Annotated in this window: 23 protein-coding genes and 1 pseudogene; 9 read left to right on the top strand and 15 right to left on the bottom strand. The window is 44.6% G+C overall.

The features are described from left to right. The 10 genes and pseudogenes from Q0510_RS07480 to Q0510_RS07525 form a co-directional block, all read right to left on the bottom strand. A pseudogene (locus tag Q0510_RS07480) lies at window positions 1–197 on the bottom strand (hypothetical protein); the annotation flags it as partial. A 208-nt stretch (window positions 198–405) separates the two neighbouring features. Next, window positions 406–804, bottom strand: coding sequence for a hypothetical protein (locus Q0510_RS07485; protein ID WP_298709694.1), 399 nt, complete (start codon window positions 802–804; stop codon window positions 406–408). Window positions 805–848: 44 nt separating this feature from the next. Beyond that, the gene (locus Q0510_RS07490) at window positions 849–3,362 is read right to left on the bottom strand and encodes a TraG family conjugative transposon ATPase (protein WP_298709696.1); all 2,514 of its coding nucleotides are present in this window, start codon (window positions 3,360–3,362) and stop codon (window positions 849–851) included. After that, complete coding sequence (locus tag Q0510_RS07495) at window positions 3,362–3,688, bottom strand: DUF4133 domain-containing protein (RefSeq protein ID WP_298709698.1); 327 nt, start codon at window positions 3,686–3,688, stop codon at window positions 3,362–3,364. Before Q0510_RS07495 ends, Q0510_RS07490 begins: the two co-directional genes overlap by 1 nt. Continuing rightward, window positions 3,688–4,137: a hypothetical protein gene (locus tag Q0510_RS07500; protein WP_298709699.1), complete on the bottom strand. Its 450-nt coding sequence runs from the start codon at window positions 4,135–4,137 to the stop codon at window positions 3,688–3,690. Before Q0510_RS07500 ends, Q0510_RS07495 begins: the two co-directional genes overlap by 1 nt. 40 nt (window positions 4,138–4,177) lie before the next feature. Then, complete coding sequence (locus Q0510_RS07505; protein ID WP_298709781.1) at window positions 4,178–4,459, bottom strand: DUF4134 domain-containing protein; 282 nt, start codon at window positions 4,457–4,459, stop codon at window positions 4,178–4,180. Window positions 4,460–4,584: 125 nt separating this feature from the next. Further along, on the bottom strand, window positions 4,585–5,079 hold the full coding sequence (locus tag Q0510_RS07510; RefSeq protein WP_298709701.1) for a hypothetical protein: 495 nt from the start codon (window positions 5,077–5,079) through the stop codon (window positions 4,585–4,587). A 92-nt stretch (window positions 5,080–5,171) separates the two neighbouring features. Next, the gene (locus Q0510_RS07515; protein ID WP_298709703.1) at window positions 5,172–6,011 is read right to left on the bottom strand and encodes an RteC domain-containing protein; all 840 of its coding nucleotides are present in this window, start codon (window positions 6,009–6,011) and stop codon (window positions 5,172–5,174) included. 76 nt (window positions 6,012–6,087) lie between these two features. Further along, the gene (locus Q0510_RS07520; RefSeq protein WP_298709705.1) at window positions 6,088–7,410 is read right to left on the bottom strand and encodes a hypothetical protein; all 1,323 of its coding nucleotides are present in this window, start codon (window positions 7,408–7,410) and stop codon (window positions 6,088–6,090) included. Between the two features lie 556 nt (window positions 7,411–7,966). Next, window positions 7,967–9,394, bottom strand: a complete 1,428-nt coding sequence (locus Q0510_RS07525) for a TlpA disulfide reductase family protein (protein ID WP_298709707.1) — start codon at window positions 9,392–9,394, stop codon at window positions 7,967–7,969. Between the two features lie 226 nt (window positions 9,395–9,620). Here Q0510_RS07525 and Q0510_RS07530 point away from each other — a divergent pair, with 226 nt between their 5' ends. From Q0510_RS07530 to Q0510_RS07545, 4 genes are all read left to right on the top strand, one after another. Beyond that, window positions 9,621–10,157, top strand: a complete 537-nt coding sequence (locus Q0510_RS07530) for a sigma-70 family RNA polymerase sigma factor (RefSeq protein ID WP_298709709.1) — start codon at window positions 9,621–9,623, stop codon at window positions 10,155–10,157. Then, window positions 10,144–10,464: a hypothetical protein gene (locus Q0510_RS07535; protein ID WP_298709711.1), complete on the top strand. Its 321-nt coding sequence runs from the start codon at window positions 10,144–10,146 to the stop codon at window positions 10,462–10,464. The genes Q0510_RS07530 and Q0510_RS07535 overlap by 14 nt, the downstream gene beginning before the upstream one ends. A 109-nt stretch (window positions 10,465–10,573) precedes the next feature. Then, window positions 10,574–11,617, top strand: coding sequence for an efflux RND transporter periplasmic adaptor subunit (locus tag Q0510_RS07540; protein ID WP_298709712.1), 1,044 nt, complete (start codon window positions 10,574–10,576; stop codon window positions 11,615–11,617). 3 nt (window positions 11,618–11,620) lie between these two features. Beyond that, window positions 11,621–15,946 (top strand): efflux RND transporter permease subunit, encoded by a 4,326-nt coding sequence (locus Q0510_RS07545; RefSeq protein ID WP_298709714.1) that lies wholly within the window; start codon window positions 11,621–11,623, stop codon window positions 15,944–15,946. 3 nt (window positions 15,947–15,949) lie between these two features. Here the strand turns inward: Q0510_RS07545 and Q0510_RS07550 are convergent, their stop codons facing one another. The 3 genes from Q0510_RS07550 to Q0510_RS07560 form a co-directional block, all read right to left on the bottom strand. Continuing rightward, window positions 15,950–16,279 carry a hypothetical protein gene (locus Q0510_RS07550; RefSeq protein ID WP_298709716.1) on the bottom strand — a complete coding sequence of 110 codons (330 nt, stop codon included), beginning with the start codon at window positions 16,277–16,279 and terminating at the stop codon, window positions 15,950–15,952. 96 nt (window positions 16,280–16,375) lie between these two features. After that, the gene (locus Q0510_RS07555) at window positions 16,376–17,485 is read right to left on the bottom strand and encodes a FecR family protein (protein WP_298709717.1); all 1,110 of its coding nucleotides are present in this window, start codon (window positions 17,483–17,485) and stop codon (window positions 16,376–16,378) included. Between the two features lie 11 nt (window positions 17,486–17,496). Next, window positions 17,497–18,039, bottom strand: coding sequence for an RNA polymerase sigma factor (locus tag Q0510_RS07560; RefSeq protein WP_298709719.1), 543 nt, complete (start codon window positions 18,037–18,039; stop codon window positions 17,497–17,499). Window positions 18,040–18,609: 570 nt separating this feature from the next. Between Q0510_RS07560 and Q0510_RS07565 the strand changes: the two genes are divergently transcribed. The 5 genes from Q0510_RS07565 to Q0510_RS07585 all read left to right on the top strand — a co-directional run bounded on the left by Q0510_RS07565 (window position 18,610) and on the right by Q0510_RS07585 (window position 21,199). Next, window positions 18,610–18,846, top strand: coding sequence for a helix-turn-helix transcriptional regulator (locus Q0510_RS07565; RefSeq protein WP_298709720.1), 237 nt, complete (start codon window positions 18,610–18,612; stop codon window positions 18,844–18,846). Between the two features lie 131 nt (window positions 18,847–18,977). Continuing rightward, window positions 18,978–19,988, top strand: coding sequence for an AraC family transcriptional regulator (locus Q0510_RS07570; protein ID WP_298709721.1), 1,011 nt, complete (start codon window positions 18,978–18,980; stop codon window positions 19,986–19,988). A gap of 132 nt (window positions 19,989–20,120) precedes the next feature. Continuing rightward, window positions 20,121–20,567: a MauE/DoxX family redox-associated membrane protein gene (locus tag Q0510_RS07575; protein ID WP_298709723.1), complete on the top strand. Its 447-nt coding sequence runs from the start codon at window positions 20,121–20,123 to the stop codon at window positions 20,565–20,567. 11 nt (window positions 20,568–20,578) lie between these two features. After that, a complete protein-coding gene (locus Q0510_RS07580; RefSeq protein WP_298709725.1) occupies window positions 20,579–20,842 on the top strand; it encodes a hypothetical protein in 264 nt (87 codons plus the stop codon). A 99-nt stretch (window positions 20,843–20,941) separates the two neighbouring features. Further along, window positions 20,942–21,199 carry a hypothetical protein gene (locus tag Q0510_RS07585; RefSeq protein WP_298709727.1) on the top strand — a complete coding sequence of 86 codons (258 nt, stop codon included), beginning with the start codon at window positions 20,942–20,944 and terminating at the stop codon, window positions 21,197–21,199. Between the two features lie 248 nt (window positions 21,200–21,447). Here Q0510_RS07585 and Q0510_RS07590 read toward each other — a convergent pair whose 3' ends face one another. Both Q0510_RS07590 and Q0510_RS07595 read right to left on the bottom strand, forming a co-directional pair. Next, window positions 21,448–22,647 (bottom strand): RagB/SusD family nutrient uptake outer membrane protein, encoded by a 1,200-nt coding sequence (locus Q0510_RS07590; protein WP_298709728.1) that lies wholly within the window; start codon window positions 22,645–22,647, stop codon window positions 21,448–21,450. Window positions 22,648–22,653: 6 nt separating this feature from the next. Further along, window positions 22,654–26,145 carry a SusC/RagA family TonB-linked outer membrane protein gene (locus tag Q0510_RS07595; protein WP_298709730.1) on the bottom strand — a complete coding sequence of 1,164 codons (3,492 nt, stop codon included), beginning with the start codon at window positions 26,143–26,145 and terminating at the stop codon, window positions 22,654–22,656. Between the last annotated feature and the right edge of the window lie 144 nt (window positions 26,146–26,289).

Raw genomic sequence — 26,289 nt, forward strand, 5'->3', positions numbered from 1 at the left:
AGCGTATTCTCTACGGCGCGTTGCGCATTCTGCAAGCCGATGGTTTTGTTTTGCAGGCGCTGCACCTGCAGGTCGATGGCCTTAATAATTTTTTTTGCTGCCGCTTTGACCACCACCCACACAATTGCGTGACTGCGTTTGGTGGGCATAATGGTGAACAGGCATACGATTATGGATAACCAGATACACTTTTTCATTCGTACACATTTTCATTTGACACAATAAGTACCTGATGACTGCGAGGGCGGTCACATATCGAAAAATAAGAAGCGGGAAATAGTGTGGTGTGGGCTTGGTAGGGAGTAGGTTAACTAAAAAAGGTGTTCACTTGATCCATGCACGTATGCAAATAGCCTATAGGGAGTGGCTGCATACGTGCATGGAATATGATAAAGCGGGCGTAATTCAGGGAGCGGTGTTGGAACTCACTTTTTTAAACACTTCATTGGGAACCGATAGGGTGCTGTCTTTTAAATTCACCTTAAAGTCTAACCCCCGTTCGTTGATGGTTAATTTGTCATCATCCGGGAGATAAAAGCCGGTATAGTTATCTGTTTTAACGGAAGGCGTTTGCGGTTGACCATCAACGATACGGGTAATATTCGCGATTCGGTTGATGGATACCTGCCCCGTCTTTTCATTAAACAGTGTAATGAAATACTGGTCTTTTACAATGGCGCGTTCTGTTTTATCGTACCGAACGTATTCGCCTTCAATCGCTTTCAGATTGCCTTTGCTGGCACACCCATAAAAGCATCCTAACACGGTGGTAACAGAAACAATAGTTAAAAGCATTTTTTTCATAGTGAAATTGTTTATCCCTGAATTTACTAAAAAATACCCGGTTTTTACGCTGTTTTCCTGTCTTTTATGAGTGCTTCAATACCGGCCTCCATACTGCCGTGCCGCTCTGCATAATCCAGCACCATCACCCGTTCCCTACCTTCCGTGGTGTAGGAAAAGTATTCTTCCGGACACAATTCGTTTTTATACACTTTCATGATTTGGCCGCCAATGTCGATAAATATTTCGCGGTTATCTTTGTTCACGGAAAGCAGTATATTTTTTCCCTTCTCGCTCATGCCCAGCACGTCTTGCAGTTTGTCGAACTTATTCACAAACTTGCGCATGTCCATGAGAATCTTTATATCCGCATTGTTAATGATGGCGTCCTTGATAATGGGCGATGAAATCAAGTCGTCCAGCTCTTGGGTAATAACAATCGGTACGCCGTTGAATTTACGGATGGTTTTAAAGGCGTATTTCAAAAACTCCGCCATGCCTGATTTGGCAATGGCCTTCCATGCTTCATCAATGGTTAGCACTTTGCGCACGCCTTTTAGTTTGCGCATTTTGCTAATAAATAATTCCATGATTATCAAGGTAATAACTGGAAAAAGTATAGGATGATCCTTGACGTTATCCAGTTCAAAAACCACGAACGGCTGATTGAAGGCATCCAGTTTTTCGGTCGCATTCAGCAGATAGTCGAATTCGCCCCCTTTATAAAACGGCCTGAGTACGTACAGGAAATTATTTACGTCAAAATCGCGGTCTTTTACGTTGAAGGCTTTTAGTTCCTGGGTGTAAATGGTTTCCAGGTATTCGTAAAAGCTGTTGAAGCAGGGAAAAATGTCGAGGTATTTTTCCAGATGGAGGTAATACCCTTGCAGCGCATTGGATAAAGCTACATATTCGCTGCGGTTGAAATTTTCGTTGTCCTGCTTCCAAAGGGCTACCAGCAGGCTTTTCAGGCTTTCTTTCTTTTCCGTGTCCAGCGTGGCGCCTTCGGTAAGATAAAACGGATTGAACTTAATGGGGTTACTTTCTTCGTACGTGAAGTAGTACCCTTTTACCAGTTCACACAACCCTTTGTAGCTACCGCCAATATCGACGGTAACGCAGTGGGCGCCCTGATCGAACAGGGTACGCAAGATATGGTTGACCGTCATGCTCTTGCCGCCGCCGCTGGTGCCGCAAACGAGGGTTCCCATGTTGCTGGTAATACCCGCTTTACGAGGCCCGTTGTAGAGGTCTACATATACCGGGCGGCCGGATAGCCGGTCTGAAAAGCGGATGCCATCTTGCGGGGATGCGGAACGATAGGCTGTTTCCATGTTGAGAAAACAGATCGCCTGTTCAGCAAAGGTGTCCAGCATGTCATTTACGGGGCAATCGGCTGCGTTGCCGGGCAGGCAGGCCCAAAAAACCTGTGGGGCTCCATGCACCTCCTGCCTCGGCGTACCATCCATCTGTGCAATAGCAGCAGATACCTGGTTACGCAGCTCGCCCAACTGTTCCCTGTTCTCTGTCCACACAATCAAATTAAAATGCGCTTTTACCGGCTGGCGCTGTTCACTCACGGCTTCATTTAAAAAGGCGTTGGTCGCCTCCATGCTGTAAGCATTTTCGCGGCTGTAAGCAGCCAGTGATTGGAGGCGCCGGCGTTTACTTTCCAATTGCTTTAACGTCTTTTGTGTATCCTCGATAGTAATTACTTGGTTGTAGATATGATCGCAGGAAAGCAACTGGCCAACAGGTGCGGCAAAGCCTATGGGAAAGCGCGTTTTGTCGGTGGAAAACTTGTCATATACCATTTTGCTGCCGCACACACCTGGCAAATCCTCTACATCACTTAGCGCATACATATTGCAATACCGGTCACCGATTTTCCATTCCGGTTTGAAGGTTACGTCGCGGATCATCGGTTCTTCCGCTTCGGAAAGCAAAAAACAGTAGCGTTCCAGCAAGCCCGGATATTCCGCGGTACCGGCCAGCGCATCATCTTTCATGCGTTCGACTTTGATAAAACCGCCTTCGGAAAGCAGCTTTTGAAACTGACTGGCTTTGTCTACAAAATCGCCGAGCGCTTTGAGGTTAGCCGGTTGCGCATGCAGCAAGGGGCGCAGCAGGTTGGAAAACATCGAGCTGGCAGGCTTGCGGTTAGCGGCTTTACGGGTAAGCATAAGGTAGCAGGAATGCGCGAGGAACGGCCTTCCTGTGAAATAGGTATTGCTCTTTTGAGCCAGGAAGGTTTGTTCCGGTTGATCCGCGGGCGGTTGGTATGCCTGTTTGCAAAACCAATCCTGCTTATGAATAATAGTGCCTGCCGGAAGTACTTTCAACGCTTTTAACCATACCTGATGAATGGTGTCATATTCGGTATTGGAGAGCGTGAAAATCTCCGGCAGGTCAAGTTTAAAGGCACAGGTTACATCCCCATGTTTGGAAAGGATCAAATCACTTTCCACTTTATACACCGGCAGCACTTTTTCAAGTGACAGCGTTTTTGATGTTTCTTCTTTTAAATGCAATAAGAGGGCGGCCAGCGCCACCAATGCACACGCTACAACTACAATCATCACTTCTTATTTTTCAATATGTCAAAGAACATTTTTCTAGTTCGGCATGTAATGGCAGGAGTAACCTGTCGGTAACCAGCGAGCTTCATCAAGCCATGCTGGCCGTACTTGTGTGAGAACCGGGATACCCATGAGAAAAGCACTATACCCAACAGCAACACACCCGGAATCAACACGTAAGTAGGCACTCCCGCCATATAACATACCGCAAAGACAATCAACAAGCTGATTAACCCAATCACGAGGTAGACAAGGTATTGCGCTTTGATACCCTTGAACTCAATTGCCTTGTTGATGCCTTTGTTGATGGTAAACACACCCGTCATCACGATTTCATTTTCACGTTACCAGTTCTTTTCGTTGGTTCACGAACGTTACGTGGCTTTATTAGTTTATATCCAATTTTATGAACCGGAATAATAACAGCTTCGTGTTCACTGCGCTGTTTATATTCACTCAACCAGTCGGGCCATCCGCCATGATGCAACTTCATCCCTTCGGGATCGAGCACGCGCTCATTCGGAATCTTCACAGCGATTACACTAGCCGGTAGAAAGTGGGCGCCATTCGGTGGATGAAACTGTTCGCCGGTTTGCTTGTCCAGTAAAAAAATATAGTCCTCGTAGTTTGGCGCATAATCCATTTGCGTGAAAGCAATGGCATTGAAAGGAGGCATTACATTTTTTATCCCATTGTTCGGTATATCCACCACGAAAGTCGCTTTGAAACTGCCTTGCTGAATATGAATCACCGGTACTTCTCTTACTTCGCCCATATTGGTAACTGTTAAAAATTGGACACTAATAAAACCCGCGTTATACGCCGAAGAATCCTTTTAATACCGTCGCAACTACTACCAGGAAAATACAGGAGCCGAACCACGCGCTCGCCACTTTGCCGGTGTCCTGATCGCCTGAATTCCACTTGTTAAAGACTTTCACAGCGCCCACCAGGCCAACGATAGCGCCAATGGCGTAGACCAAATTGACGGCGGTACTGAAATAGCCTTTAACTTGCGTTTCTGCGGCAGTGATACCGGCATTCCCGTTGCCGCCGGCCTGGGCAAACACCTCGGCGCAATTCACCAGCAGCGCCATTACCAAAACAGTTAGGGCAATATTTTCCCTGGAGAAGCGCCGGCTTCTCAAAAATTTTACAACATCACTTTTCATTCTACACTATTTTATATTTCTGAATTACACAAAGGGGCAACACCGCGGCACTACTGGCGCCATACGCCGGTTAACGTATCGGCAGGCAACTCCATATCGAGATAGTCTTTTACACATTTTTCGGTATGGGTAATGATGGCTTTGCGGTAGGGTTCATTGTGCAAAACGGGATAACTGGCAACCAGTTGTTGCAGCTGCGGGCGCAGCGTGTGCCAGTCGTTGCGGTCGGATTGACTGACCATTTCCTGAATTTCGTCTGCCAGTGTTTCCAGCAGATCAAACAATTCTTCTTCCGCGGAAATGACCTGCTTTGATGTTTGTACAGGTTCTCCAACAGGCAGGGGTACTTCCGCCGGTTCTTCGGTGTCCTGTGGTTGCCATACCCGTTTACGGGTAGACAATACAGGAAGCTGCCCGGCCGATGAATTGCCCTTCCCCGCTTTCTTGCCAAACACCACAACGAGCAATACATAATAAACGGCCAGGGCAGCACCTGTAAAAAGTATAAATTGGGACCATGAAATATTTTCCAGCATAACGATCATATTTTGGTGTAACAATGTTGTTGCTTGTTTACATCACAAATATGCGGTTGCCGGAGAGGGGTTTCTTACACCAGAACTGTTAGCTGGAAGATTTAGTTGCGCGGATGTTCATCGGCATCGTCCATTCTTCGGATCAGGTTTTCCTTCAACGTATCGAGGAATTGCGTACGGCTTTTCTTCCGGATGCGGATGCCCTGGAATACGCGGTAGTAGTTGCCCAGGTCGATGTTGAGCGTTGTTTCCAGCCAGGTAGCGATCTGGCGAACGTCCAGGTATTCATCGTTGTTGAATAGCCGGGAGGAATGCAGGGCATACAGCAGTTCGATCAGGTCGGATTTGGAACCCGTCCAGCGCAGCATGGCTTTGGGTTTGGACGTGTCGGTACGCAAGGGGTAATTGCGCAGCACAGCCATTTTCTGATCGAGGTAGGTTTGTGTAAGTTCCAGGGATTGAATTTTTGAAAAAGGATACGTGCCGTAGGTGGTAAAGCGCAGATCGAGCACTACCGGGCAATACACGGTGGGAAAACCGTTAGTGGTTTGGCGCAGGAAATAGCGTTCATCCAGGTGTGTAGCGCCGCTGCGGTAGTACAGTACCCAATCGGCGTTTTGTTCAAAGTAGAAGGCCAGCCGTTTGATTTCCTTTTCGAGAAACTTCAACTGGTTTTCTTTACCAGGTGGCATGCGTGTTTCTATCTGGTGGATACGGGTGTAATGGAGGTACATGGCATAGAACCGGGGCAGATCCTCTTTAAAAAATTCAATTTCTTCGGCAGGGTCTTTGAAGCCAGTTTGCAAGACGAGGTTCTTTAAGTCGGAAAGGGCAGTCTGTACCAGGTGGAGGCAGCGGTTGATGCGGGCGATGCTCGCCTGTTCGGTGGTCTGTTCATGGTTAAGGTTTATTTGGAGGGCATTCCAAATAGGATGGGTCATTTGCATAGCTTTTCATTTTATGGTTATGATTGCCTCTATAACCACAAAACAAAGTCCCAAGCGGTGCGGGCTATAATTACCACCAAAAGCAATTACCAGTAATTACCCAAAATATCGTTAAGGCAGTTTTATTGATTTTTACAGCCAGTATATCTTGCACTTTTTGCAGCCAGTCAATGAGGCGCTGATAAGCGGCCGGGTTGTGACGGGTAGCATAATACTGCGTCCGCAGGGAGGATTCCTGCAATTCTTCCCCATTTTCGGAAATGAAATTACGGGCCAGGTAATTGATAATGTCCACTTTTTTGCCTTCCAGCATGCCCGCTTCTTCGCAGGCGGCGGCGAATTGTGCCAGTTCCAGGGAAGTTAACCGCAATTTGAGTTTGGTAAAACCGTTTTCGTATGGGCGTGCCTGTTTGGGGCTCAATAAATTGTCCTGTTCCAGCAGGTACTTGTATTCTTCCTCGATCACCCGCAATATTTGCTCGCTGATAACGGGCAAACCGGGTTCCAGCGCTACGCCTGGTTTGGTATGTTGGCGCCGTTCGGTGCTGATGTACCAGTTTACACGCTCCACCTTTTTTGCCAGTGAGGACATGGCTTCCAATTTCGTGTGCAGCTGCCGGGTGCAAAAGTTGCGGTATTCCAGGTTATTAAAATTGAGAAAATGCAGCTTGTAATGTAGCTGCCAGTTGAGATCATCCATTTCGGGAAAATCTTCGCCGTTCAGGTGCTCCCCGTTAACGGCTGTATATCCGTTCCCGTTCACCGGCTGGGGGCCGGGTTCCGTGGTAAAACGGGCAGCAACGTCCAGGAGGGATAGCAGTTCCCCCATGAATATTTTGAAATAATTGCACTGTTGAAAGGTAAATACCAGTGAATCACGCTGAAAAAACGCTTTCAAGGGCCTGAAAACCACATCCAGCAATGGCTTTTGAATGCCCGGATGTTCATAGAGTTGCAACAGTTGTTCGTAATCAGGCAATAATTTCGCCCTTTTGTGCGCGGTGTACCGCGCCGGCATCGGAAGGCTGTCATCTATTACCGCGCTGTAGTACCGGGTAAGGTGCAGCAGGATCTTTTCCACGTGCAGGTACACGTCTTCGTAGAAGGCCATCAGTTCAGGAACGTTGGCGGTTGCTGCTTGCTGTAAAAAATCCTCGATCTGGTCCAGTAATCTAAGCAGGCTCATTTGATTTTTGCGGATGTAATCATGCGCGTGCCGCACTTTATAGTCGTGGAAGCGCGTCTGAAAGTCACCTTTGATGCGGTAACTCTCAGCCGCCAGCCAGGCCAGTTCCTCTTTCAGCTGTGGTTGATCAACAGGCAGGGAAATTAACTGGTCGGGATTAATCGTCGTAAGCCATTTTTCTACATTGGATAACTCGTTCATTATCATGGGTAATTCCGTTTTTAGGCTAAACAAACACAAATAATAGACTGGTTAAAATTTTTCCCCTGTTAACCGGGTGGTTAGCTAATATAACGTATTTCCTTCATTTCTGGTATAGTCCCGCTTCACTTTTCCTTTATAATTATCTAGTTATCACATAGATACATATTTATGTATCACAAATTAAAAGTTATAACGCATAAATGCAGCATACCGCTGTAAAAAGCTAAACAACAGTAACTTCTTATCGTGATGCAGACGTTTTCAGGCACAATGCAAAATGGGCGCTTTACGAGAAAGCAGCCCATTTTTTGCCAAAGCGATTTCAAAAGACTTTCAGGAAGTTACATAAAGTGCCTGCGACAGTAATGCAGTCATGGGGAGGTGTGCCATTAATCGGTATTACTCGAACTTAAAACCGACGCCAAGGCCGATCCAGGGCTTGCCCTGGTAATACCAGTTTTTGTTTGCGCCAAACATCCAGTCCTGGCCGATGAATACACCGAAGTTGAGTTTATCAGCGAATTCGTAGGTTAAGCCCAGCGCCTCGGTTTATGCTATTTTATTCGTGGTACTGTAATGCTGCGGTAATGCTGGCTGAAAGCCCTTCTTTCGTGCGTAGTTCCTGGCCTTTAGCAAATATCTTTCCGTTCTTATCAATTAACAGCGGCGCCGGGTATCCCTGTATTTTATAGTATTTAATGATGGGATGTTCCGTACCCCGTTGTTCGGTAATCAGGTTGATGGCGTGTTCACCGGTGAAGTTGCCGGTTTGTAAAGACTTTTTCCATAGCGGCAGCTGGCGGTCAATGCTGATGGTGAAAAAAGCGGTGCTGTCATTTCCTGCGTATTGCGCTTCCACATCCTTCAAGGTATGCTTGTAATAGGAAATACAGGCGCCGCAGCCGGTGTACCAGAAGTCTATAAACACTACTTTCCCCCGGTAATCAGCCAACGCATGGTAGGCATTTGCGCTGTCGGGTAGCGAAAATGGAAAGGCAGAAGCACCTTTGGAAAGCTGCACATACGGGAATAGTATTTCTTTCAGGGTGGGATCTTGCATTCCGTCGAAATAACTTCGCGCCACGGAATCGAGGCCCTTAAAGCCACCAGTTCCATACATGGTTATCAGGTGATTGGTGGTAAGGTATTCCTGCAGGTCTTTACCGGGGTAACGTTGCAACAGGATAGCCAGACTGTCTATTTTCAAGGTAGAATGCTGGACTTTTTCATCCTGGTAGGTACGCTCTACGGTGTAGCTCAACCACAGCGGAGCCAACGGATAATACCGGGTAAGGTTGCCGGGGGTGGTGTCTGTTCGGATCATGCGGGTGTAGATCGCCTGTAACGCCGGCAGCAGGGTATCTCTTTTCTGCAAGCCCAACAACCAGGCTTTTGTAACATATTCCCGCAGTTTTGAGTAATTAAAATGCGTGATTATGTTCAGGGTGGTAAGGTTCAGGGCATCCGGTGTAAAGGAACCGGCAGTACGTTGCAGTTCTGCCAGGGAATGGTGCTTCATGGAATCCAATAGGTGCAACTTCTTTTCAAAATTGCCCAGCTCCGAAAGCGTGGCCGAATAGGCAGGATTAAAGATGGAAGGCACCTCGGCCGCGTTGTTGGATAACAGCATACTGCCGGTGGCTTTTTCCAGCTTCCACTGCGTCATTATTTTGGCGGTCCCGTTACCCTTGGCGATTAAGTCGTACGGTAGCTGCTGCATGTAGGTAGGATACTGCTGCGGAGTAAACGCATGAGCGGAGGACGTGAAACGCAGATCAATAGCATCACCTGTTTCTATTAAATAATAGTTTAATAAGATGGTTTTCTTCTCCGGTTTCAGGATGTTAAGGGTAAAGTAACCGGGTTTGGAAAGCCCCGCGCTGGTGAACCGAAAGTTGCCTTTTGGGGCCGCTACTGCCTGGCGGACGTGGGGCATGTTGGATGCCTGGCTGATTTCTGGCAGATTCTTCCACAGCAGCAATTCCACGGAATCCGCGGGTTCCAATCCGTCTATCCGGCCGGATATAGTTACAATCTGACCAAAGCCAGTGGCCGCCATAAGCAACATACAGGAAAAGAGAACAAATTTCATTATACTGTTTTCCCTATAGTGTATAAAACCGGCAAATGTTGGTACGGCCGCGTACCGGATTTTTTGTCTAATAAAGTAAAATAAATGGTATATTTCGTTCGGTCAACCAATATGAATTCCCGTGTTCTCCAAAGAAAATGAACTCTTAGCACGGCTCCAAAAAGGTGAAAATCTGGATGCTGTATTTAAAGACATATACGATAAATACTACGCTTATTGCTTTCAGTGTGTCAATGCGCTGGTAGACGATAGCGATGATGTGGCCGATGTTGTGCAAACTGTTTTTATCACTTTATTTACAGAACAGTACTATAAAACGTCTACTTCGTTGGTTCACCTGTTAAAACTGATGTGCCGGCAGCGGGCCATCAATTTTCTGCATAAGAAGAAAAAGGAAGCCGAAAAGCTGCGGGCGTACCAAGCATACTGCGGGCAACACCAGTTACCCCACTTTTCAGACCAGGTTTTTGAACGGATGGACGACGTTGTACTGCACATGCCACAGAAGTTACGAAGCGTTACCGAAGCCTATTTTAACCGTTTCAAGTATAAGCAGATTGCCGCCACGCTCAATATCAACGTACACTCGGTAAAACAGTATGTACAAAAAGCGATCAACTGTATAAAAACGCAGATACCCTCCAATGAAACTTACTAGAGAAGTGGTACTGGATCTACTGATGCAAAAGGCAGCGGGTGTTATCAGTGAATCGGATGAAGCGATAGTAGATGAATTGATTGCCTCCAATACAGAGGTTGCCGCACTGTGGGCAGAACAGTTGGAGCGGATGAACCGCAATATTTCCAAAGGGTTCTTTACGCCCAAGTCACGTGTTGATGGCTGGGAGGAAGTAATTTCGCGGGTGAAGGTAAAACGCCTCAACCGCAAGTTCCTCCGTTTCTATTTAATTGTTGGTATTATTTTGATTGCCCTTTTACTTTATTGGTTCTTTTTTAAGAAATAATTATTAGCCCATACCCATTTTCATTTACCCCATTGTACTTATTACCGGGGCGTTCACCCGTTCCCCACCCATCCTGGTAGTAATAGCCTTGTTGTAAAATTCCAAAAGCATGTTTAATCGCCTTCATCTATTTGTCTATTCCTTATGTTTAATAACTGTCTTGCTTTCAGCATGTAGTACATCATCAGAGCAAACCACGAAAACAGTTGCGGACCGCGTTACGGTTACCGTCGTAGGGGAAGAAATTACGGAAAGCCCCGTTATCCTGCCGGGTGCCGTAGAATTACCATTTACCACTGATCTTGGATTTTCCACGGAGGGTATGGTTGAACGCCTGTACGTGCAGGAAGGTTCTATTGTCAAAAGCGGGCAGCGCCTGGCGCAATTGGAGCAGACAATGTATGCAGCTTCCACGGCCGCGGCGTCCACAGCAACGGCTGCCGCCCAGGAACGGTTTGCCACCTCCCGGCAGTTGGACAGTACCGGCAGTATTGCCCGCGCAGCGTACCGGGAAGATTTTCACCAGCTCGAATCCGCCCTTGCAGCCGAAAAGCTGGCGGTCGTCAAGCAAAAACAAACTACATTATACGCGCGTGCGGATGGCATTATTACGGCGCGGTTCGTGGATGTAGGTGCGTTTATCCACCCAGGGCAGAAAATCTTTCAGTTCATGCGCAAAGAGCCGTTGAAAATTGTTTGTATTGTTCCGGTTAATATCCGTAACCAACTTAACGAGGGCATGTCCTGTATCATCAGCCGCGCGGGTGATGATACAGGCCGTTTAGATGGCAAGATTGATTTTATAAATCCGGTGCCTGATCCCACTGATAAACAATTCCGGGTGAAGATCAGTTTGTACGGATCGCAGTCGCCGCTCCCCCCGGCAACAGCCGTTTCCGTGACTTTTTCGCGCCAGCGAACAAAGGTGCTGGTTTTACCGCAGGCAGCTATACACCTGGATGACAGCGGACGGACCTACGTTTATTCCATTCACAACGATACGTGCAGGCAAACCTTTATCAGCGTGAAAGGCGCCGGTGGGAAAGTAAACCAGCCCGCCATAGAGGGCTTGCTTGTTGGTGATAGTGTAGTACTGGCTGGACCTGCGAATCTGGATAATAAACCTGTTACCCCTGTACCTAATCAATATTAAGCTATGCGGAAACTGAATAATATTCCATTGTGGTCAATTCGGTACCGGTCCATTGTAGTAAGCATTTTTGCGTTGGTAGTGGCCTATGGCGTTTTGCAACTCTTTGTAATGGACAGGCAGGCCGACCCCACTATCCGGCCTTTGCAGGGGGCCATTGTAACGAAATACGGCAGCGGCACTGCCTTGGAGGTGGAACAGGAAGTAACCAACAAACTGGAAGCATACCTGGCTACCTTTAAAGAGATTAACCGTGAAAAAACAGAATCCGAATCCCGTCCTGGTCTTTCTAACATAAAGGTTGAATTAAACCCCGATGTTAGCGATCCTACCCAGTTTTGGAGTGACCTGCAACTTGAACTGAACAAACGACCTTTTCACGGTGCTACTATTCAAAACGACTGGTCAAAAATCACGCAGGTGATTTTGGTGGTATCCTCACGCGAACACTCGCCACGCGAAGTAAAACGGTTCGCTGATTTTATTCGCCTGGGTGTAGCAAAACAGGAAGGCGTGGCCGGTGTCCGGCAGATTGGCGAACAAACGGAGGAAATCAGCATAACCACCAGCGCGGAAAAATTGAAGTTATACCAACTTGATTTGGAAAATCTGTTGCAGGGAGTGGCAGTAAGTCACCAGCAGCAGGCTGGTGGAAGTTTCGCCGATGGAGGATACAATTTGCCCTATACAGTTGGGGGTACGCTTCATAGCGTAGAGGCCATAAAAAATATTCCTATTGCCGTTGGCCTGGGCAAAAACATCCCGCTTGCGGCGGTTGCAGATGTGACCAGGGTGTACAGCAGGCAGAAGATGGCTATTGGAACACAGGGAAATGCTATCATGCTTGGGATCAATTTAAAGGCGCATATTAACGAAGTAAAAATCGGGGAACAGCTTGACGAGCGAATAGCGCTTCTGCGGGCGAATCTGCCAAAGGACATTGACATCAAAAAGGTGGTAAGTGAACCCGAATATGTTCACTATACTATGAATCAATTTTCCAAAGAATTTTTGGTGGTGTTCATCGTAATCACCTTTGTATTGATGGTAAGTCTTCCATTCCGAACGGCAGTGGTATCCTCAATCGCCGCCCCGATCTCAATATTTATGGCGATAGCAATTCTTAGCCTGATGGGCATTCCTTTTCAACAAGTGTCGCTTGCAGGGTTGATTCTTTCTCTCGGCCTTGTTGTGGATGATGCTATTGTAGTGGCAGACAATTTCCTCGATTTGCTCAGGCAAGGGTACAGTATAAGGACTGCTGCCTGGAAGTCGGCGCATTTGCTGTTGCGGCCTTTAACACTGGCAACGGTGTGCATTATGGTGATCTTCTTCCCGCTGGCGTGGTTTACCGTGGGGCTGGCAAAGGAGTTTATGATTACCCTGCCTATAACGGTGGCCGTAGCCGTGGGAGCATCGTACCTGGTAGCCATTTTTATCACCCCTGTTTTATGCTTTTACACGGCAAAATGGGAGTTGCTTCGTCGCAAGGAAATTGAGGTTGCACACAAGGAAAGTCGGTGGAGTAAGTTGCTACAGAATAAATACGACAAACTCATTGATTGGGCATTTAACAACAAGAGGAAAGTAATAGTTGCGTCCTTTGCCTCCACTGTGGCAGGGATCATATTGCTGTTCTTTGTTAAACTCGTTTTCTTTCCGAATGCAGACATTGATAAATTTAATGTGCTGGTCAATTTACCGGTCAATGCCAGCCTGGCACAGACCCGCGCTGTAGCGGCACAACTGGAAAAGAAAATCAGGGAAGACGATGGCGTACAGGACGTAACTACTTTCCTGGGCGTTTCCGCCTTCCGGTTTCATGTTACCTATGCTCCGGCTTTTGCTGATGAAAATTTTGCACAACTTTTTATTTCAACGCAGGATGTTGCCAGCACCCGGCGCCTATCGCGCAAGTACGTGGACAGCCTGGAAGGTAGTATTCCCGGTGTGGATATACAGGTGCGACCTCTTAATTTCAATCAGACCGAGGCGCCCATTGAAATTCACATCGCGGGGAATGATTTAGAGGTACTCAAAAAAATCGGTGCTGAAATTTGTGATAGTATAAGAAATATTGAGGGCATAAATTATATACGTACCTCTTTTGGACGTGATTATACCGGACTTGACGTTGTTGCGAAAAGTTCGGTTACTGGTGACTTTCAGGTGCCTAAGTCGGCAATAGGCTATGTTATTCAGGCAGCTAGTGATGGCATCCCGGCTGGATCGTTTTATGAGAATGATGAAAAGGTTAACCTGGTGCTACACCTGGCAAAAGCAGACGGACAGGGAGAAGGCACGGGTATGGTTCCCGTACGTTCTATTAATGGGGGCATGACGACGCTGGGCGATGCCGTTAACTTCCGGTTAAAAAATCACACGGCGACCATTACTCACCGCAATGGTGAACGGGTGCTTACGGTTCGGGCAGAAGCGCAAAAAGGCATTACTGCTTTTGATGTTTTCCGGCAAGTGGATAAAAGAGTAAAAGCCATAAAGCTGCCCAATGGATATACCCAAACTTACGGCGGCGAAATAGCTACTATTTTAGAAAACTTACCTGGACTGGTTACCGCTATACTGGCTGGGTTGTTTATTATATTCTTACTCACCTTGTTTGTCTATAAGAGTTTTGTAATGGCAGCCCTCGTAGTACTGACATTTATACTAAGTATTCCCGGTGCCGCTTTGGGGCTGTTTATTATGCAGTATCCGTTGGGCTTTATGGCAGGAGTTGGTTTGCTTGCCTTGATAGCTATGGTACTACGCAATGCCATCACCAAATTGGAATACGCCATTTTATACATGAAAGCAGGACATGGTATAGAAGATGCTTGCAAAGAAGCCTCCAAACGCAGGATGCGGCCTGTTGTGCTGACCTCCGTTGTTGCTTCTTTAGGATTGGTTACCATGATAGCAGGTGGATCACCGATGTGGGCGCCACTAGCGACCGTGATCGCATTTGGCATACTGTATTCCGTAGATAAGTCGCTTATTGTAATACCGGTTTTATTATCGATGTGGTACAAAAAACCGGCGGCGCGTTTCACACGGCCACGCAGGTACGCGGCTATTTCTCTATTTATCATCATCCTCTTTGCTGTTGTTCCGGTGAAAGCCCAGGTACTGGACCTGGAGAACTGCAAAGCCAAAGCCCTGGAAAATAATTTAGGTATTAAAAGCAATAAGGAGCAGGTAAAATACAGTATGCAGTCCGTTACGGCGTTGAGGCGTTCGGCTGCGCCGAAAATTGCGGGCAATGTGTATGGCTTTGCTGCCGGGGCGCCTGTGAAAGATATACTGGTTCCCTATGGAGGCATTGGGGCCATAGGCGTTGAACAACTCTTATATGCCGGTGGTTACAACCGGCTAAAAACCCGCGGGGCGGAACTGGTGCAGCAAGCGGCGCAGGTAGATTTGGACGCCCGGATCAATGCAGTATTGTTCAGCACCGAAAAATTATTTTGGCAATACCAGTCGGCATTTGCTGGAATGGAAGTGATAAACACCCGTGCGCGGGCTATCGAGCGAAACCTCTTTGAAATAAAAGAAGGTATCCGCGCAGGTACCGTGCAGCAAGAGGATTCTTTGTTACTCACCATTGCCCTTATGGAAAATACGGTTCAGTGCCGTCAACTGACTAACCAGTTAAAATTGTTAAAAGCCAGGATATGCTTTTTAATGGGCGTCGATACGGCCGGCGTGGAAATTAGTACGGGCCAGTGGTCTGAAAAGGGGGAAGCTGTGCTAACCGGATCTGTGAACAATACGGCGCTGCATCCCGCGGCACGACAGGCCATCTTACATACCCAACAGCTGCAGGTGGAGATAGATTTGTTGAAGGCCGCGGGCCTTCCAAAGATCGGACTTTCCGGTGGCCCTTATTACTGGTTGGGGTCTGCCGGAAAAGGAGGCGGTTTGCTGCCCCAATCATCTTTTATCAGTGGATACGCCACCATAGGGCTCACAGTACCTATTTTTGATGGCGGGGTAAAGCGCACTCAAATGGCAGCGTTGAAGTCACGGCTGGCGGCGACGCAATACCAGGAACAGTTGACCGCGGCAAATCTCGAACTGGCGCGGCAGGAATTGTCGGCGCACATTCAGACAGCCAGTGAAACAATGCAGATAGCCGGGGAAAAGGAAAAGGCGGCGCAGGCGTTGCTGCGATTACGCCAGGTGCAGTTTGGTGCTGGCAGGATCAGCCGAAAAGCATTGTTGGAAGCCGAAGCCGATTTGCAACAAGCCACGCTGGAATTGCTCAAAGCGCGGTCTGCGCTTTCGATTGAGAAAGCAAGGCAATTTTACCAGCAGGAAGTGACAGAATAACGCTTACTTTCCCATGAGGCTGAACAGCCTTTTCCTTTTCGGAGGTGCCGCTTTCTTTGAGAACTTCTTTAACTCCCGGTACACTTCTTTTTTCAACAGTTGGTAGGAAGTACTGTTGAATGTTTTGTATGCTTCCGTTATGAGCAGCTCTACAAAAAAACGTTGCACCATGCTGTAACTGGTGATAGGCGTGCAGCCCATCCATAAAAAGCAGCGAATATAAATGTCGCGGTTAGCGACGTAAAAGAACTGCCAGGTTATCAGATCGCCTGTTTTGATTTTTTTCAAAAAGACCGCTTCTTTAGAAAGGTCCTCTATAGCAGGGTTGGGCATTTGAGGTAAACTTTAGCCAGGTTAAGATAACGAATTATTATGTCTTTGCATGTTAAAACGCTGTAAATCTGAAACTTACAAACATATTGGTGAGGGCTATTGATGAATACTGATGATGTTTTCTTGCTGATTGTATTTCAGTCCGGACGTTGTACTCAACATGTCCAAGAACTCTGTTACCGGCCGGTGCTTGTTTATGCGGGTAGTAATTTTAACCTCCGCGGCTGCGGCTGATAACTCCACTTTCATATTAAACCACCGTTGAATCGTAGGAATAATATCAATCAACGGCGCATTGTCAAAATACTGGATGCCCTGCCGCCAGGCCAATGCCTGCATCGTGTCAACGGGTTCGATTTGCCATTTACCCGCCACGTAAATGCCTGCATTACCCGGTGTGAGCTGCGCGTGGCTGCTGTCTTGGGCGATCAGGTCAACTTTTCCAGCAACTAAAACCGTTACAGGTTGCCCCCGTGTGTACGTGTTTACATTGAAGCTGGTACCTAACACCTTCACTGTACCACCGGGATAATGCACGTAGAATATCCGTTTCGCGTTTGGCATCACTTCAAAATAGGCTTCCCCTTCCAGGTACACTTCCTGACTATTGCTGTTATCATTGGCAAAGCGCAATTTGGAATCGGCGTTTAAGTGAACGGTAGATCCATCCATAAGGACCAGTGTATAATCGTAGGTAGCTGGCACGATCAATTCGTTCATGCCCTGACCTGTTGCATGGTCAATGATGGTTAAGGTATCTTTATTGGCTTTAATAAAGCCGTTGTTGGCGATCATAATGTCTTTATCCAGTAGCTGGGTGGAGCCGTCGGATAGTTTAAGCTGGACGCCGGCAAGCGGTCCTGGCGCTACTTTATCGCCCCCTGGAATATGACGGAATAAAAAAAATGCTATCGAGGCCCCTGCCAACAAAATGACGCTGGCGGCTACCATCCATAAGCGACGGTCTACCCGTTGTATATCGATCTTATGTTCAAATTTTTCATATTCAGCGAGTACAGCCTGCTGCTCCAATTTATCAGGCAGCCGGTTCTTTTGCAGGAACTGCGTGAGGTTGTTATGGATCGCCCGCACCTGTGAATAGTTCTGCAAAGCACTGTGCAGCTCTATTTGCTCAACGGGTGAAAGTTCGTTATAGTAATTGCGCAATATCAGTCCTTCGTAATACGCCTTTTGTTCATTATTCATCGAAAATAGTGTTATGAGGCTGAAACATATTTTTTCAACTTTCCAAATGCCCGGTAGATGTAAGTATGCAGGGTGCCAGCATTCATGCCGTTGCTTTGGGCCGCTTCTTTGTGGGTTTTCCCTTGAAATACCACACTCTCCACGACTTTCATTTCCTGTGGCGATAATTTGCCCAATGCTTTGTTTACTTTTTTGTCCAGGTATGCCCTTTCTTCTTCTTTGATTTGCTCGGAAATGAAATCGGTAGGTTTTTCAAGGGTTAGCAAGTAGCGGCTCATTTGGGCGTTTTTACGCCGTTGCTCTTTGATGAACAAAAAGCATTGGCGGCGGATGCTGACCATAAGGTACGCCTGCAGGGATGTGTGAACCTGCAAGTACGTCTTTTTCTCATACACTTCCAGGAAGCAGTTTTGAACCAGGTCCTTGGCTATAAACTCATCACCTACAATGCTGAATGCCTTTGCATAGAGCATGTTGAAATAGGTGGTATAGAGATTCTTCAAAGCCCCAGGATCTCCTTCCTTCAATTGTTGCAGGAGCGGATCGGTGTTCATATTAGCAAAATTATAAAATTATCCGCAAACTAGCTGAACGGCGATGATTCCTAACCTCTTACGTCTAATTGGAGAATGTAATTCAACAGTGCATGGGGGGTGCCCGGAAGAACACATATAATATACGGCAATTTCTCCGAAATGGTTCGATAAGTATAAGCGGCGTGCCTTGTTCAGTAAAGTTTGGTGGAGCGAGGGCCTTCCTTGACATAGGGAGGGCGCAGGGCTCAGACTTGCAGCGAACCGTGTAGCTTGGCGGCAACGGATACACATACAAGCGAGCCTGCGCCCATGTGATGGAACGCAGGCATCGCTACTTACTCCCTGTTGCCGCCAAGCTACACAGGTGATAAGAGGATGACAATGCGAAATATTTTAGGCTCGCAAAGTAATATTTTTTTAACCTGAATTCATAGAAGTATTTTTTTGGATATTAAGTGGAGGTAGCAGAAAGTTTTTTTTGTTCCTTTACCCTTTACCAGCAGTAATTTAACAAAAATCCACATAAATACATAACTATAGTTATGTATTTTCTACGAAATACCGGATTTGATTGCGGCAAAAAATAGTATGCCGAAGATTTCAGCGATAGATATATACGTAATAGCACAGGTCAAGAAGCGAAGGGAGGAATTGAAGTTAAGCCAGGAAGATTTGTCTTTCCGGTTGAATAAATCAGAAGGCTATATCAGCCAGTTTGAAAGCCATAAACGCGGTAAGGCGTTCAGTATCCGTATGCTGAATGATCTGGCAAAAGCGTTGGATTGTTCACCGAAATATTTCATGCCGGATCAGTGGTTTGAGTAGGCCCATAGCGTTTTTTCCTGCATCCGTGTTGCAGTGGCACAAAGTTTTTCAGCCGGTGTTTGCGCTATTAAATTTGTAAATTGTAAGGCGTTTGAACCCGTGATAAATGAAAAACTAAACCTTATTCCGTTATGGAGCTCCTTGTTCAACCCTTTGCTGGCGGCATTGACAATGGAAGGCCCCGGCCATTGCCTGTAGCGTTAAAAAAATTGCTTCCCCGATGGTTAACCTTAGACTACCGGGAATACCCCGATGGATGGGCCGCCAAAGCAAAGTTATTTCATCGTGACTTTACGCTGCATTACTATTACCTGCATTTCCAGGCATCGCAACAGGTACAGATCGTTGCCAGCAAACCGACAATTGCGTTGCAGTTCACTTTACAGGGCAATGCGCTGGGGAAGATGGCCGGCGGTGGCCACATACACATTTTGAAAGAAGGTATGGCAGGCATTTTTTACCTGGTGCCAGGTGCCAACCTGGCAACGATAGGTGCCGCACCCTTTATTTCTTTCCATGTAGAGTTTACGGACCACCTGCTGGAAGAGTTGTCGCAGGATCTCAAAGATTTTAACGAGGCGCTGACTTATATCCGGGAAAGCCCGCAGGCGGGCCTTCCGTTAGTAACATTCCCCCTTACCTATGAGTTGCGGCAATTGATACATCAATTCCTTGCTTGTGATGGATCAGCGGGTGCCGCGTTAAAACTAAAAACGCAGCTGTTGCAATTACTGGTACAGGCGAATTCCTCGATCCTGGAAGACCGGAGTACGGAGGACCTGCCGCATTCCGTGTACAAGGAAACTTTACTCCAAATAAAGCAGGCTATCAGTAATGACCCGAACATCAAAGTGTTTTCTCTGGAAGTACTGGCAAAGCAGTACCACATCGAACCTTCTACAATTTCCAGGCAGTTCCATTATTTATTCAAGATTCATTTCATGGATTACCTGCGGTTGCGGGTGATGGAAAAAGCCTTTCTGCTTATAGTGGATACCGAAAGGACCATTACGGAGATAGCCGACGAACTGGGGTACAATTCCAAATCCAACTTCACCCGTGCGTTTTTCAGGTACTACCAGGCTACGCCCAGCCAGGTACGAAAAGATAAGGGGTTGCCGGGTACGTTACTAAAAGTATAGCGGATGAATACAGCAATCAACAAATGATAACCAGGCGCAGCATAAATTGAGGATTTTTGAATTGGATTTACGAACACGTTATGTTACCTGATGCCGTAAAGCCATTGTTGCAAACCTTTATTGACGTTGACCATGAAAAGACGCGCTATTGCCCTGGAGGTGATTGTATTCCTCTACATCGTTATGCTTATGTACGCTGGGGTGAGTAAGCTGATACACTACGACAAAACGTATCAGCAAATGTGGAATCAGCCTTTTGATACCATGTTTGCCCCTTTTTTAACCTGGTTTATACCGTCACTGGAAATTTTGCTGTGTGTATTACTGGCATGGGGGCGAACACGGAAATGGGGCCTGTATGGTGCCACGGCACTGATGGCCGTGTTCACGGTGTACGTCGGGATCATTTGGTTTGGACGCGACAACTTTAAAGTACCGTGCAGCTGCGGGGGCTTCCTGGCAGCAATGGATTGGCCGGAACATTTCTGGTTTAACCTTACGTATGTGGCGCTTGGAATCATCGGTATTTACTTACACAACAGACCTTTCATATCTACAGAAAGACGCCTCGCGGCGTAAATGAAATGCTTATGAAAAAAGCTAAATCCTTGCTGATAGTAGCCGGGTTTACACTCGCTATTATTCCGGCGTTGGCTTATGTAGATGACCCGTTGTGTTCCGTTTCAGCGTTGGGATACACGCAATCAATTAACGATCCCGCGTTTATCATTCCAGGTGCATACGATACCCGATACGAATGTATCTACCGTGAAACGGAAGTGTGCAGGTATGTCAAAAAGCAGGATGGTACATTCATCGCCTGCAAGGGTAGGTTAATCATCCCCGACAAATAAATTTTTCAATATCGTTATTGTGCGCACATGACAGGTGAAACCTGCCTTACAGGTTCCGTAATCTGTAATTCTATTCAATCACAACAAAAAATATGTGTTATGAAAAAGATCAAAGTAGTATTCGTTTCTACAGCTTTAGTCCTCGGTTCGTTGGCTGCCTTTGCATTTGCAGATGACCCGCTTTGTGCAACTGCGCCCATCGGTTATACTCAACCGATAGACAATCCTAGTTTTCAGATTCCTGGAACCTATCTGAACAATTACGAATGCCAGCCAAATACTCAGGCAACGTGTCGCTACGTAAAAAAGGCGGATGGAACTTTTGTTCAATGCACTGGAAACCGCGTGCAATTGTAAAAGAAAGACCCGGAAACAGAAGTTTCCGGGTCTTTTTCTATTTAATCATCGTTCGTTCTGCTCAATATTCCCTAGATCAATTTCATTTTTCGGAATAGGTAGGGCATATTTTTTATCATTTGGTTGTAATAAATATTCTTTATTGTCTAAAATTCTCTTTATAGTAATTTGGTATCCTTCTATGTTTAGTCTTTTAATATCTGTCCACCTTATCCCCCGAAATACAAGTTCCTTTCTTCTTTCAGAGATTATAATAGACAATGCTTTCTATTGGAGGCATTTTTATCCACGTACGTTGATTGCCCATTTATATCAACTTCCCATCTTGATTTCAATAGTACATTTAGTGTTTTCATAGCAGTTTGAAAATCACCTGCCCTTGCAGATGATTCAGAACTGATTAGATACATTTCATCAACTGCTAATCCGGTAAAACAGTAAGAAGCATTAATATAACTGGCTTTCAACGTAAACAAGTTACTCCCAATTGAGCGAAAATAAATAGTTTTTCTAAGATCGTTAGGTTCATACTGCTTGATTAAATTGCTATCTACAAATAAAGCAGAATTTGAAGAGGATAAATAAAAATTTCTTACAAACCTGTCATAAAAAATCATTTCTGGATTTATATTTTGTGGTAAAACGGGCCAAGGATTTCTAGCTGTTCTACTAAGTGTTGAAAATTTAATCAAAGTACTTTTTAATGAAATTGCCTTGTTAGCGTATAAACCAGCTTGCTCATAATTTCCCATTGTCAAATATACTCTTGCAAATAAGGAGTAAACTGTAAGGAGGGTTGGTTTATACGGTTTCTTGTCATTAAAGTCACGAAAGATATTTGTTTCTGCTTCTTTTAAATCGGAAATTATTTGATTATATGTTTGAAATAAATTTGATCTACTTACTTTATTATTTATATCAGGATCAGTTTTAATTGGAAGTCCTAATTTTTCTTTTGCCGTAGAGGAATCGTAAGCAAGGCAAAATATTTGAGCTAGGCTAAAATATGCGTAAGCTCGTAAGAAATGGGCGCTACCCTTTATTCCCTTCCACTGATTTCGATTATCATCTGTTGTATTAATACCTGAAAGTACTTTAAGAATATTGTTACAGCTAAAAATCTGTTTATAAGGAACATTCCAGTCATCAATATCTGTAAGTCCTTCATAAATATCAGTGTTCCAAACGTAACAATTCCTAATTTTCGTATCACCAAATGCTTGCCAACTAGCTAAATTCGGCAAGTAGTAATCGTCCGAAGAAAACTCTCCCATTTCAGGACTAAAAGAGAAGGTGGTGTTTATATCTTCCAACATCAAATCTAAATCAGACAAACCATTTGGTATAACCAAATCAGAGCTTGGCTTTTCATCAAGGAAATCCTTTTTACAGGAAACTATTGTGGAAAATGCCATTATCAAAACGATATATCTTGAAAGTTTCAACATAATAATTCATTTAAATTTTACACTTACACCCAATGAATATGATCTTGGATTTGGGTAGCTTATAAAGTTTCCTGGTATAAAATCGGGATCAATACCAAACTTATTAGATCGCCATAATAGCCCAACATTATTAATATAGGCGTATAAACGGAGTTCATTTACGAAGCGTATTATTCTTTCTGTTGGAAGCAAGTAGGACAAATGAATATCTTGCAATCTAATGTGATCTCCTTTTTCAACATTTATTTCGGACATTGAGTAAAGATTACTTCGAGAGGGATTATCAGGATATACAATTGATGGCACGTTTGTTATCAATTCATCGCCTGGCGCCTTCCATCTTTTTCCGTAATCGGGGTTGTAGAAATTTAAAGATATAGCTGGATTAAGAATACTTCCATAATCCAAAGAATTTCTTCTAAAAAAATAGCCAAACTTGCCTGTTATATTAAAGGAAAGGTCAACTTGTTTATAAGTAAATGTATTCCGTATGCTCATATTAACTGTTGGTATGGCTGAACCATGAAATCGAAGAGTTGTATTGTCGTTAGTACCTGTAATAGCGGAATAGTCTTTACTTGGCTTTCCATCAACAATCCCAATCGGATCACCAGTAAGCGGATCAAGTCCTCCCCATTTATAGCTATAAATCGAATAAACTGGATTCCCTTCAATCGGATTAAGCCCATACAACATATAGCTACTCACAGATCCCGGTTTCGTTTTAAATTTTGTAACCTTATCGGTGGCATAACTTATAAGCGTATTGGTCACCCATTTTATTGATGTATTAAGGTTAATAGTGGCTAAAGAAAGATCAATTCCACTTCCTTTCATATTCGCGTTATTACCACGGTATTGTGAAATTCCATCCGACGGCGCTAACGGACTAACTCCTATCATATTTATTCCGTGCTTTTTGAAATACTCAATCGATCCTGAAATTCTATTGTTAATTGATGCAAAATCAATGGCAACATTTGCCATTGATATTTTTTCCCAAGTAAGATTAGGGTTCGGTGGGCTTGAAATAAAAATGCTAGGGTTATTAAACAAATTTATATAAGAGGTAGCGGTAAGGTATGCTGTTGTACGTTTATCAAGGTTTCCATTATAGCCGTAGGTAAGTCGTATTTTTAAACTTGGAACCTCCCTAACAGAATAGAAATCCTCGTTGCTAATTGCCCACGCAAATCCTAATGAATATAATGGAACACCTTTCTTATTCGTATTGACGCCGAAAATATTTGATTCATCTTTTCTTACACTTACCGAAGCTGTATAACGATTGTCATAATTATAACTACCATTAAAGAAGTAAGAAATGTTATTATCAATTTGTTGTTGCCGAAGGATACCGAATGAACTGTTGGGGATTGCTGCTGTACCACCGGTTACCTGCTGATAGGATTTGGTATAGTCTATCTGTACAAAGGATTCATTTTCTTTGTTATATCCATACATTCTTTGGTTGGGAGCGAAAAGAATTTTATTAGACCTTTTCTCTGCGCCAGTAATTACGTTAATCGAATGTTTTAGAATATTTTTAACAAAAGTTAGATTAGCTCTAAAATCGTTTGATTCATGCGTAGTTTGTGCATAGTCGAAAATTGCGCCTCTAGGGACTTGATATATTACATCCTGATTATTAACCTGGGAAAAACTATTTATTAAATTTCTAGCTAAATAAGAATTGTTACTGTAGTAGTTGCTGCTTTCACTACCTCCTTTTGAATATTGATATAGCAATTGTAGGCTTAGATTTTTGAGAAGTGAGTATTTCAAATCAACATTGCCGATAAACTCGTTGATGTTATTATTTAAATCAACATCGTTAATATCGTCCAAGGGCCTATAATCCCAGTTCATGAATAAACCTGATCCAGTTGTATCAGTAAATGCACGTCGAAAATTTCCTGGTATTACAGCATTCTTTCCATCAGAAGTTTTTAGTTCTCCATATGGTGTTTTATAGCTGCTTGGGATTGATGTGCTATGATTGTTTGTTTTTGAATATATTAAACCAGTTGATAATTCAACTTTATCTTTTATAATAACAAAGGAATTCTTTCCGTTAACAGTAAATCTTTTAGAGTTATTCTTTACTATTTGTCCATTATCGCCATCATATCCGAAAGAGTAATAGTATCTGTTCCAATTATTACCACCAGAAATGCCAATTGAATATTGTTGTTGGACTAGTGGCTTATATATATATTTGCTCACATCATTTCTAATATCAGTGTTTGAAATTTCTTTTATCTTCCTCGCTGATTCATCATTTGAAATTATTCCGTTTTTTTCTTCCCATAAAACATTTATAACATCAGAACTATATAAGTAAGGGATGAACCCTAAATAAATGTCGTATGCGCCTTTTGAAAAAAGAAACTTTTCTGCGTCCACGTATTCAGAACTACTCATTTGTGGTGTGTAGAAGATATTAGGTTTTTCAGAAACCGTTGCATTCGCATTAAAAGTAATTGTAGGCCGAGTATTTGCGTTACCCCTTTTAGTTGAAATGACAATTACTCCATTTGCAGCCCTTGTTCCCCAAATTGAAGCGGACGCAGCATCACGCAGTATTGTCACTGATTCGATGTCATTGGGATTTAATGAATTTATATCACCTGAAAATGGAAAATTGTCAAGTACTATTAGCGGTTCTGCGTTTCCCAAAATAGTACTCCTACCACGGATGGATATAGACGATTGACCTTGTTGAAGATTTCCATTCTTATTGAAAGCAACACCGCTAGTTACACCCTCTAATCGGTTTAATACGTTTGGCCCAACGCTTCGATTATATAATTGGTTGCTTACCTGTACGAATGATCCAGTAGCTCGTTCCTTCGGCACTTTCTGATAACCTGTAGAATACACTGACACGCCTTGCAGGTCTTTAACGGCTACGTTTAGTACCACGTTCAGGATTCCGCTTCCTGTAAGCGCAACGATCTTCGTTTCATATCCGGTAAATCCAACCTGAACAATAGAGTTCGTGCCTACATCAGCTATACGAAAACTGCCGGTCCCATCAGCGGAAGTACCCTTTCTGGTTCCTTGAATCTGGATGGAGGCACCAGGTAATGGATTGCCCGCCGTGTCCCGCACAGTACCGGTAAGTACAATAACAGGAACGGTGTCTGCAACTGGCGGTGGTACAACGGCACCAGCTTTCCCCTCTGCCTGTTTGTATAACGTTATGTATTGTTCGGTCTTTTTCCACGAAAGGTTTAAGCCCCGGAGGACCGTGGTTAATACCTCGTCTACCGACGCATCTGATAGATTAACTTTTACTTTTTGCCTATCGTTGAGAACTGTTGAGGCATAGGAAACTTCTTTCCCCGTTTGTGTTCTAATAATGCCAAAGATGGCTTTTAATGTATAAGTTCCGTTTATTGAAATTTTGGGCTCTGGATCAGCGCCGGCATTTGCATATGTGTAAGCATGTAGAACCACGCAGAAAACCCCGAAAAGCAGCAATATTTTCCTCATTGAAGTTAGTTTGATTGATAAAAGATTTTGGCGCGCACATGCTTATAGTGGCAGAAACATAAAAATGTTGGTACACCGTTGGGGAACTTTTTCAAAAAAAAATGCGGAACAAAATATACGTAATAATTCGTACATTCAAAAATT

It is taken from the genome of uncultured Chitinophaga sp. (assembly GCF_937874145.1).
Lineage (GTDB): Bacteria > Bacteroidota > Bacteroidia > Chitinophagales > Chitinophagaceae > Chitinophaga.

Excerpts from the sequence above, each read along its gene's own strand:
- Q0510_RS07575 (WP_298709723.1), top strand. The coding sequence starts at position 20,121 with ATGAAAAGACGCGCTATTGCCCTGGAGGTGATTGTATTCCTCTACATC.
- Q0510_RS07570 (WP_298709721.1), top strand. The coding sequence starts at position 18,978 with ATGGAGCTCCTTGTTCAACCCTTTGCTGGCGGCATTGACAATGGAAGG.
- Q0510_RS07485 (WP_298709694.1), bottom strand. The coding sequence starts at position 804 with ATGAAAAAAATGCTTTTAACTATTGTTTCTGTTACCACCGTGTTAGGA.
- Q0510_RS07520 (WP_298709705.1), bottom strand. The coding sequence starts at position 7,410 with ATGATAATGAACGAGTTATCCAATGTAGAAAAATGGCTTACGACGATT.
- Q0510_RS07500 (WP_298709699.1), bottom strand. The coding sequence starts at position 4,137 with ATGGGCGAAGTAAGAGAAGTACCGGTGATTCATATTCAGCAAGGCAGT.
- Q0510_RS07595 (WP_298709730.1), bottom strand. The coding sequence starts at position 26,145 with ATGAGGAAAATATTGCTGCTTTTCGGGGTTTTCTGCGTGGTTCTACAT.
- Q0510_RS07515 (WP_298709703.1), bottom strand. The coding sequence starts at position 6,011 with ATGACCCATCCTATTTGGAATGCCCTCCAAATAAACCTTAACCATGAA.
- Q0510_RS07545 (WP_298709714.1), top strand. The coding sequence starts at position 11,621 with ATGCGGAAACTGAATAATATTCCATTGTGGTCAATTCGGTACCGGTCC.
- Q0510_RS07540 (WP_298709712.1), top strand. The coding sequence starts at position 10,574 with ATGTTTAATCGCCTTCATCTATTTGTCTATTCCTTATGTTTAATAACT.
- Q0510_RS07560 (WP_298709719.1), bottom strand. The coding sequence starts at position 18,039 with ATGAACACCGATCCGCTCCTGCAACAATTGAAGGAAGGAGATCCTGGG.
- Q0510_RS07555 (WP_298709717.1), bottom strand. The coding sequence starts at position 17,485 with ATGAATAATGAACAAAAGGCGTATTACGAAGGACTGATATTGCGCAAT.
- Q0510_RS07580 (WP_298709725.1), top strand. The coding sequence starts at position 20,579 with ATGAAAAAAGCTAAATCCTTGCTGATAGTAGCCGGGTTTACACTCGCT.
- Q0510_RS07585 (WP_298709727.1), top strand. The coding sequence starts at position 20,942 with ATGAAAAAGATCAAAGTAGTATTCGTTTCTACAGCTTTAGTCCTCGGT.
- Q0510_RS07535 (WP_298709711.1), top strand. The coding sequence starts at position 10,144 with ATGAAACTTACTAGAGAAGTGGTACTGGATCTACTGATGCAAAAGGCA.
- Q0510_RS07590 (WP_298709728.1), bottom strand. The coding sequence starts at position 22,647 with ATGTTGAAACTTTCAAGATATATCGTTTTGATAATGGCATTTTCCACA.
- Q0510_RS07505 (WP_298709781.1), bottom strand. The coding sequence starts at position 4,459 with ATGGCGCTGCTGGTGAATTGCGCCGAGGTGTTTGCCCAGGCCGGCGGC.
- Q0510_RS07550 (WP_298709716.1), bottom strand. The coding sequence starts at position 16,279 with ATGCCCAACCCTGCTATAGAGGACCTTTCTAAAGAAGCGGTCTTTTTG.
- Q0510_RS07510 (WP_298709701.1), bottom strand. The coding sequence starts at position 5,079 with ATGATCGTTATGCTGGAAAATATTTCATGGTCCCAATTTATACTTTTT.
- Q0510_RS07565 (WP_298709720.1), top strand. The coding sequence starts at position 18,610 with ATGCCGAAGATTTCAGCGATAGATATATACGTAATAGCACAGGTCAAG.
- Q0510_RS07490 (WP_298709696.1), bottom strand. The coding sequence starts at position 3,362 with ATGATTGTAGTTGTAGCGTGTGCATTGGTGGCGCTGGCCGCCCTCTTA.
- Q0510_RS07495 (WP_298709698.1), bottom strand. The coding sequence starts at position 3,688 with ATGACGGGTGTGTTTACCATCAACAAAGGCATCAACAAGGCAATTGAG.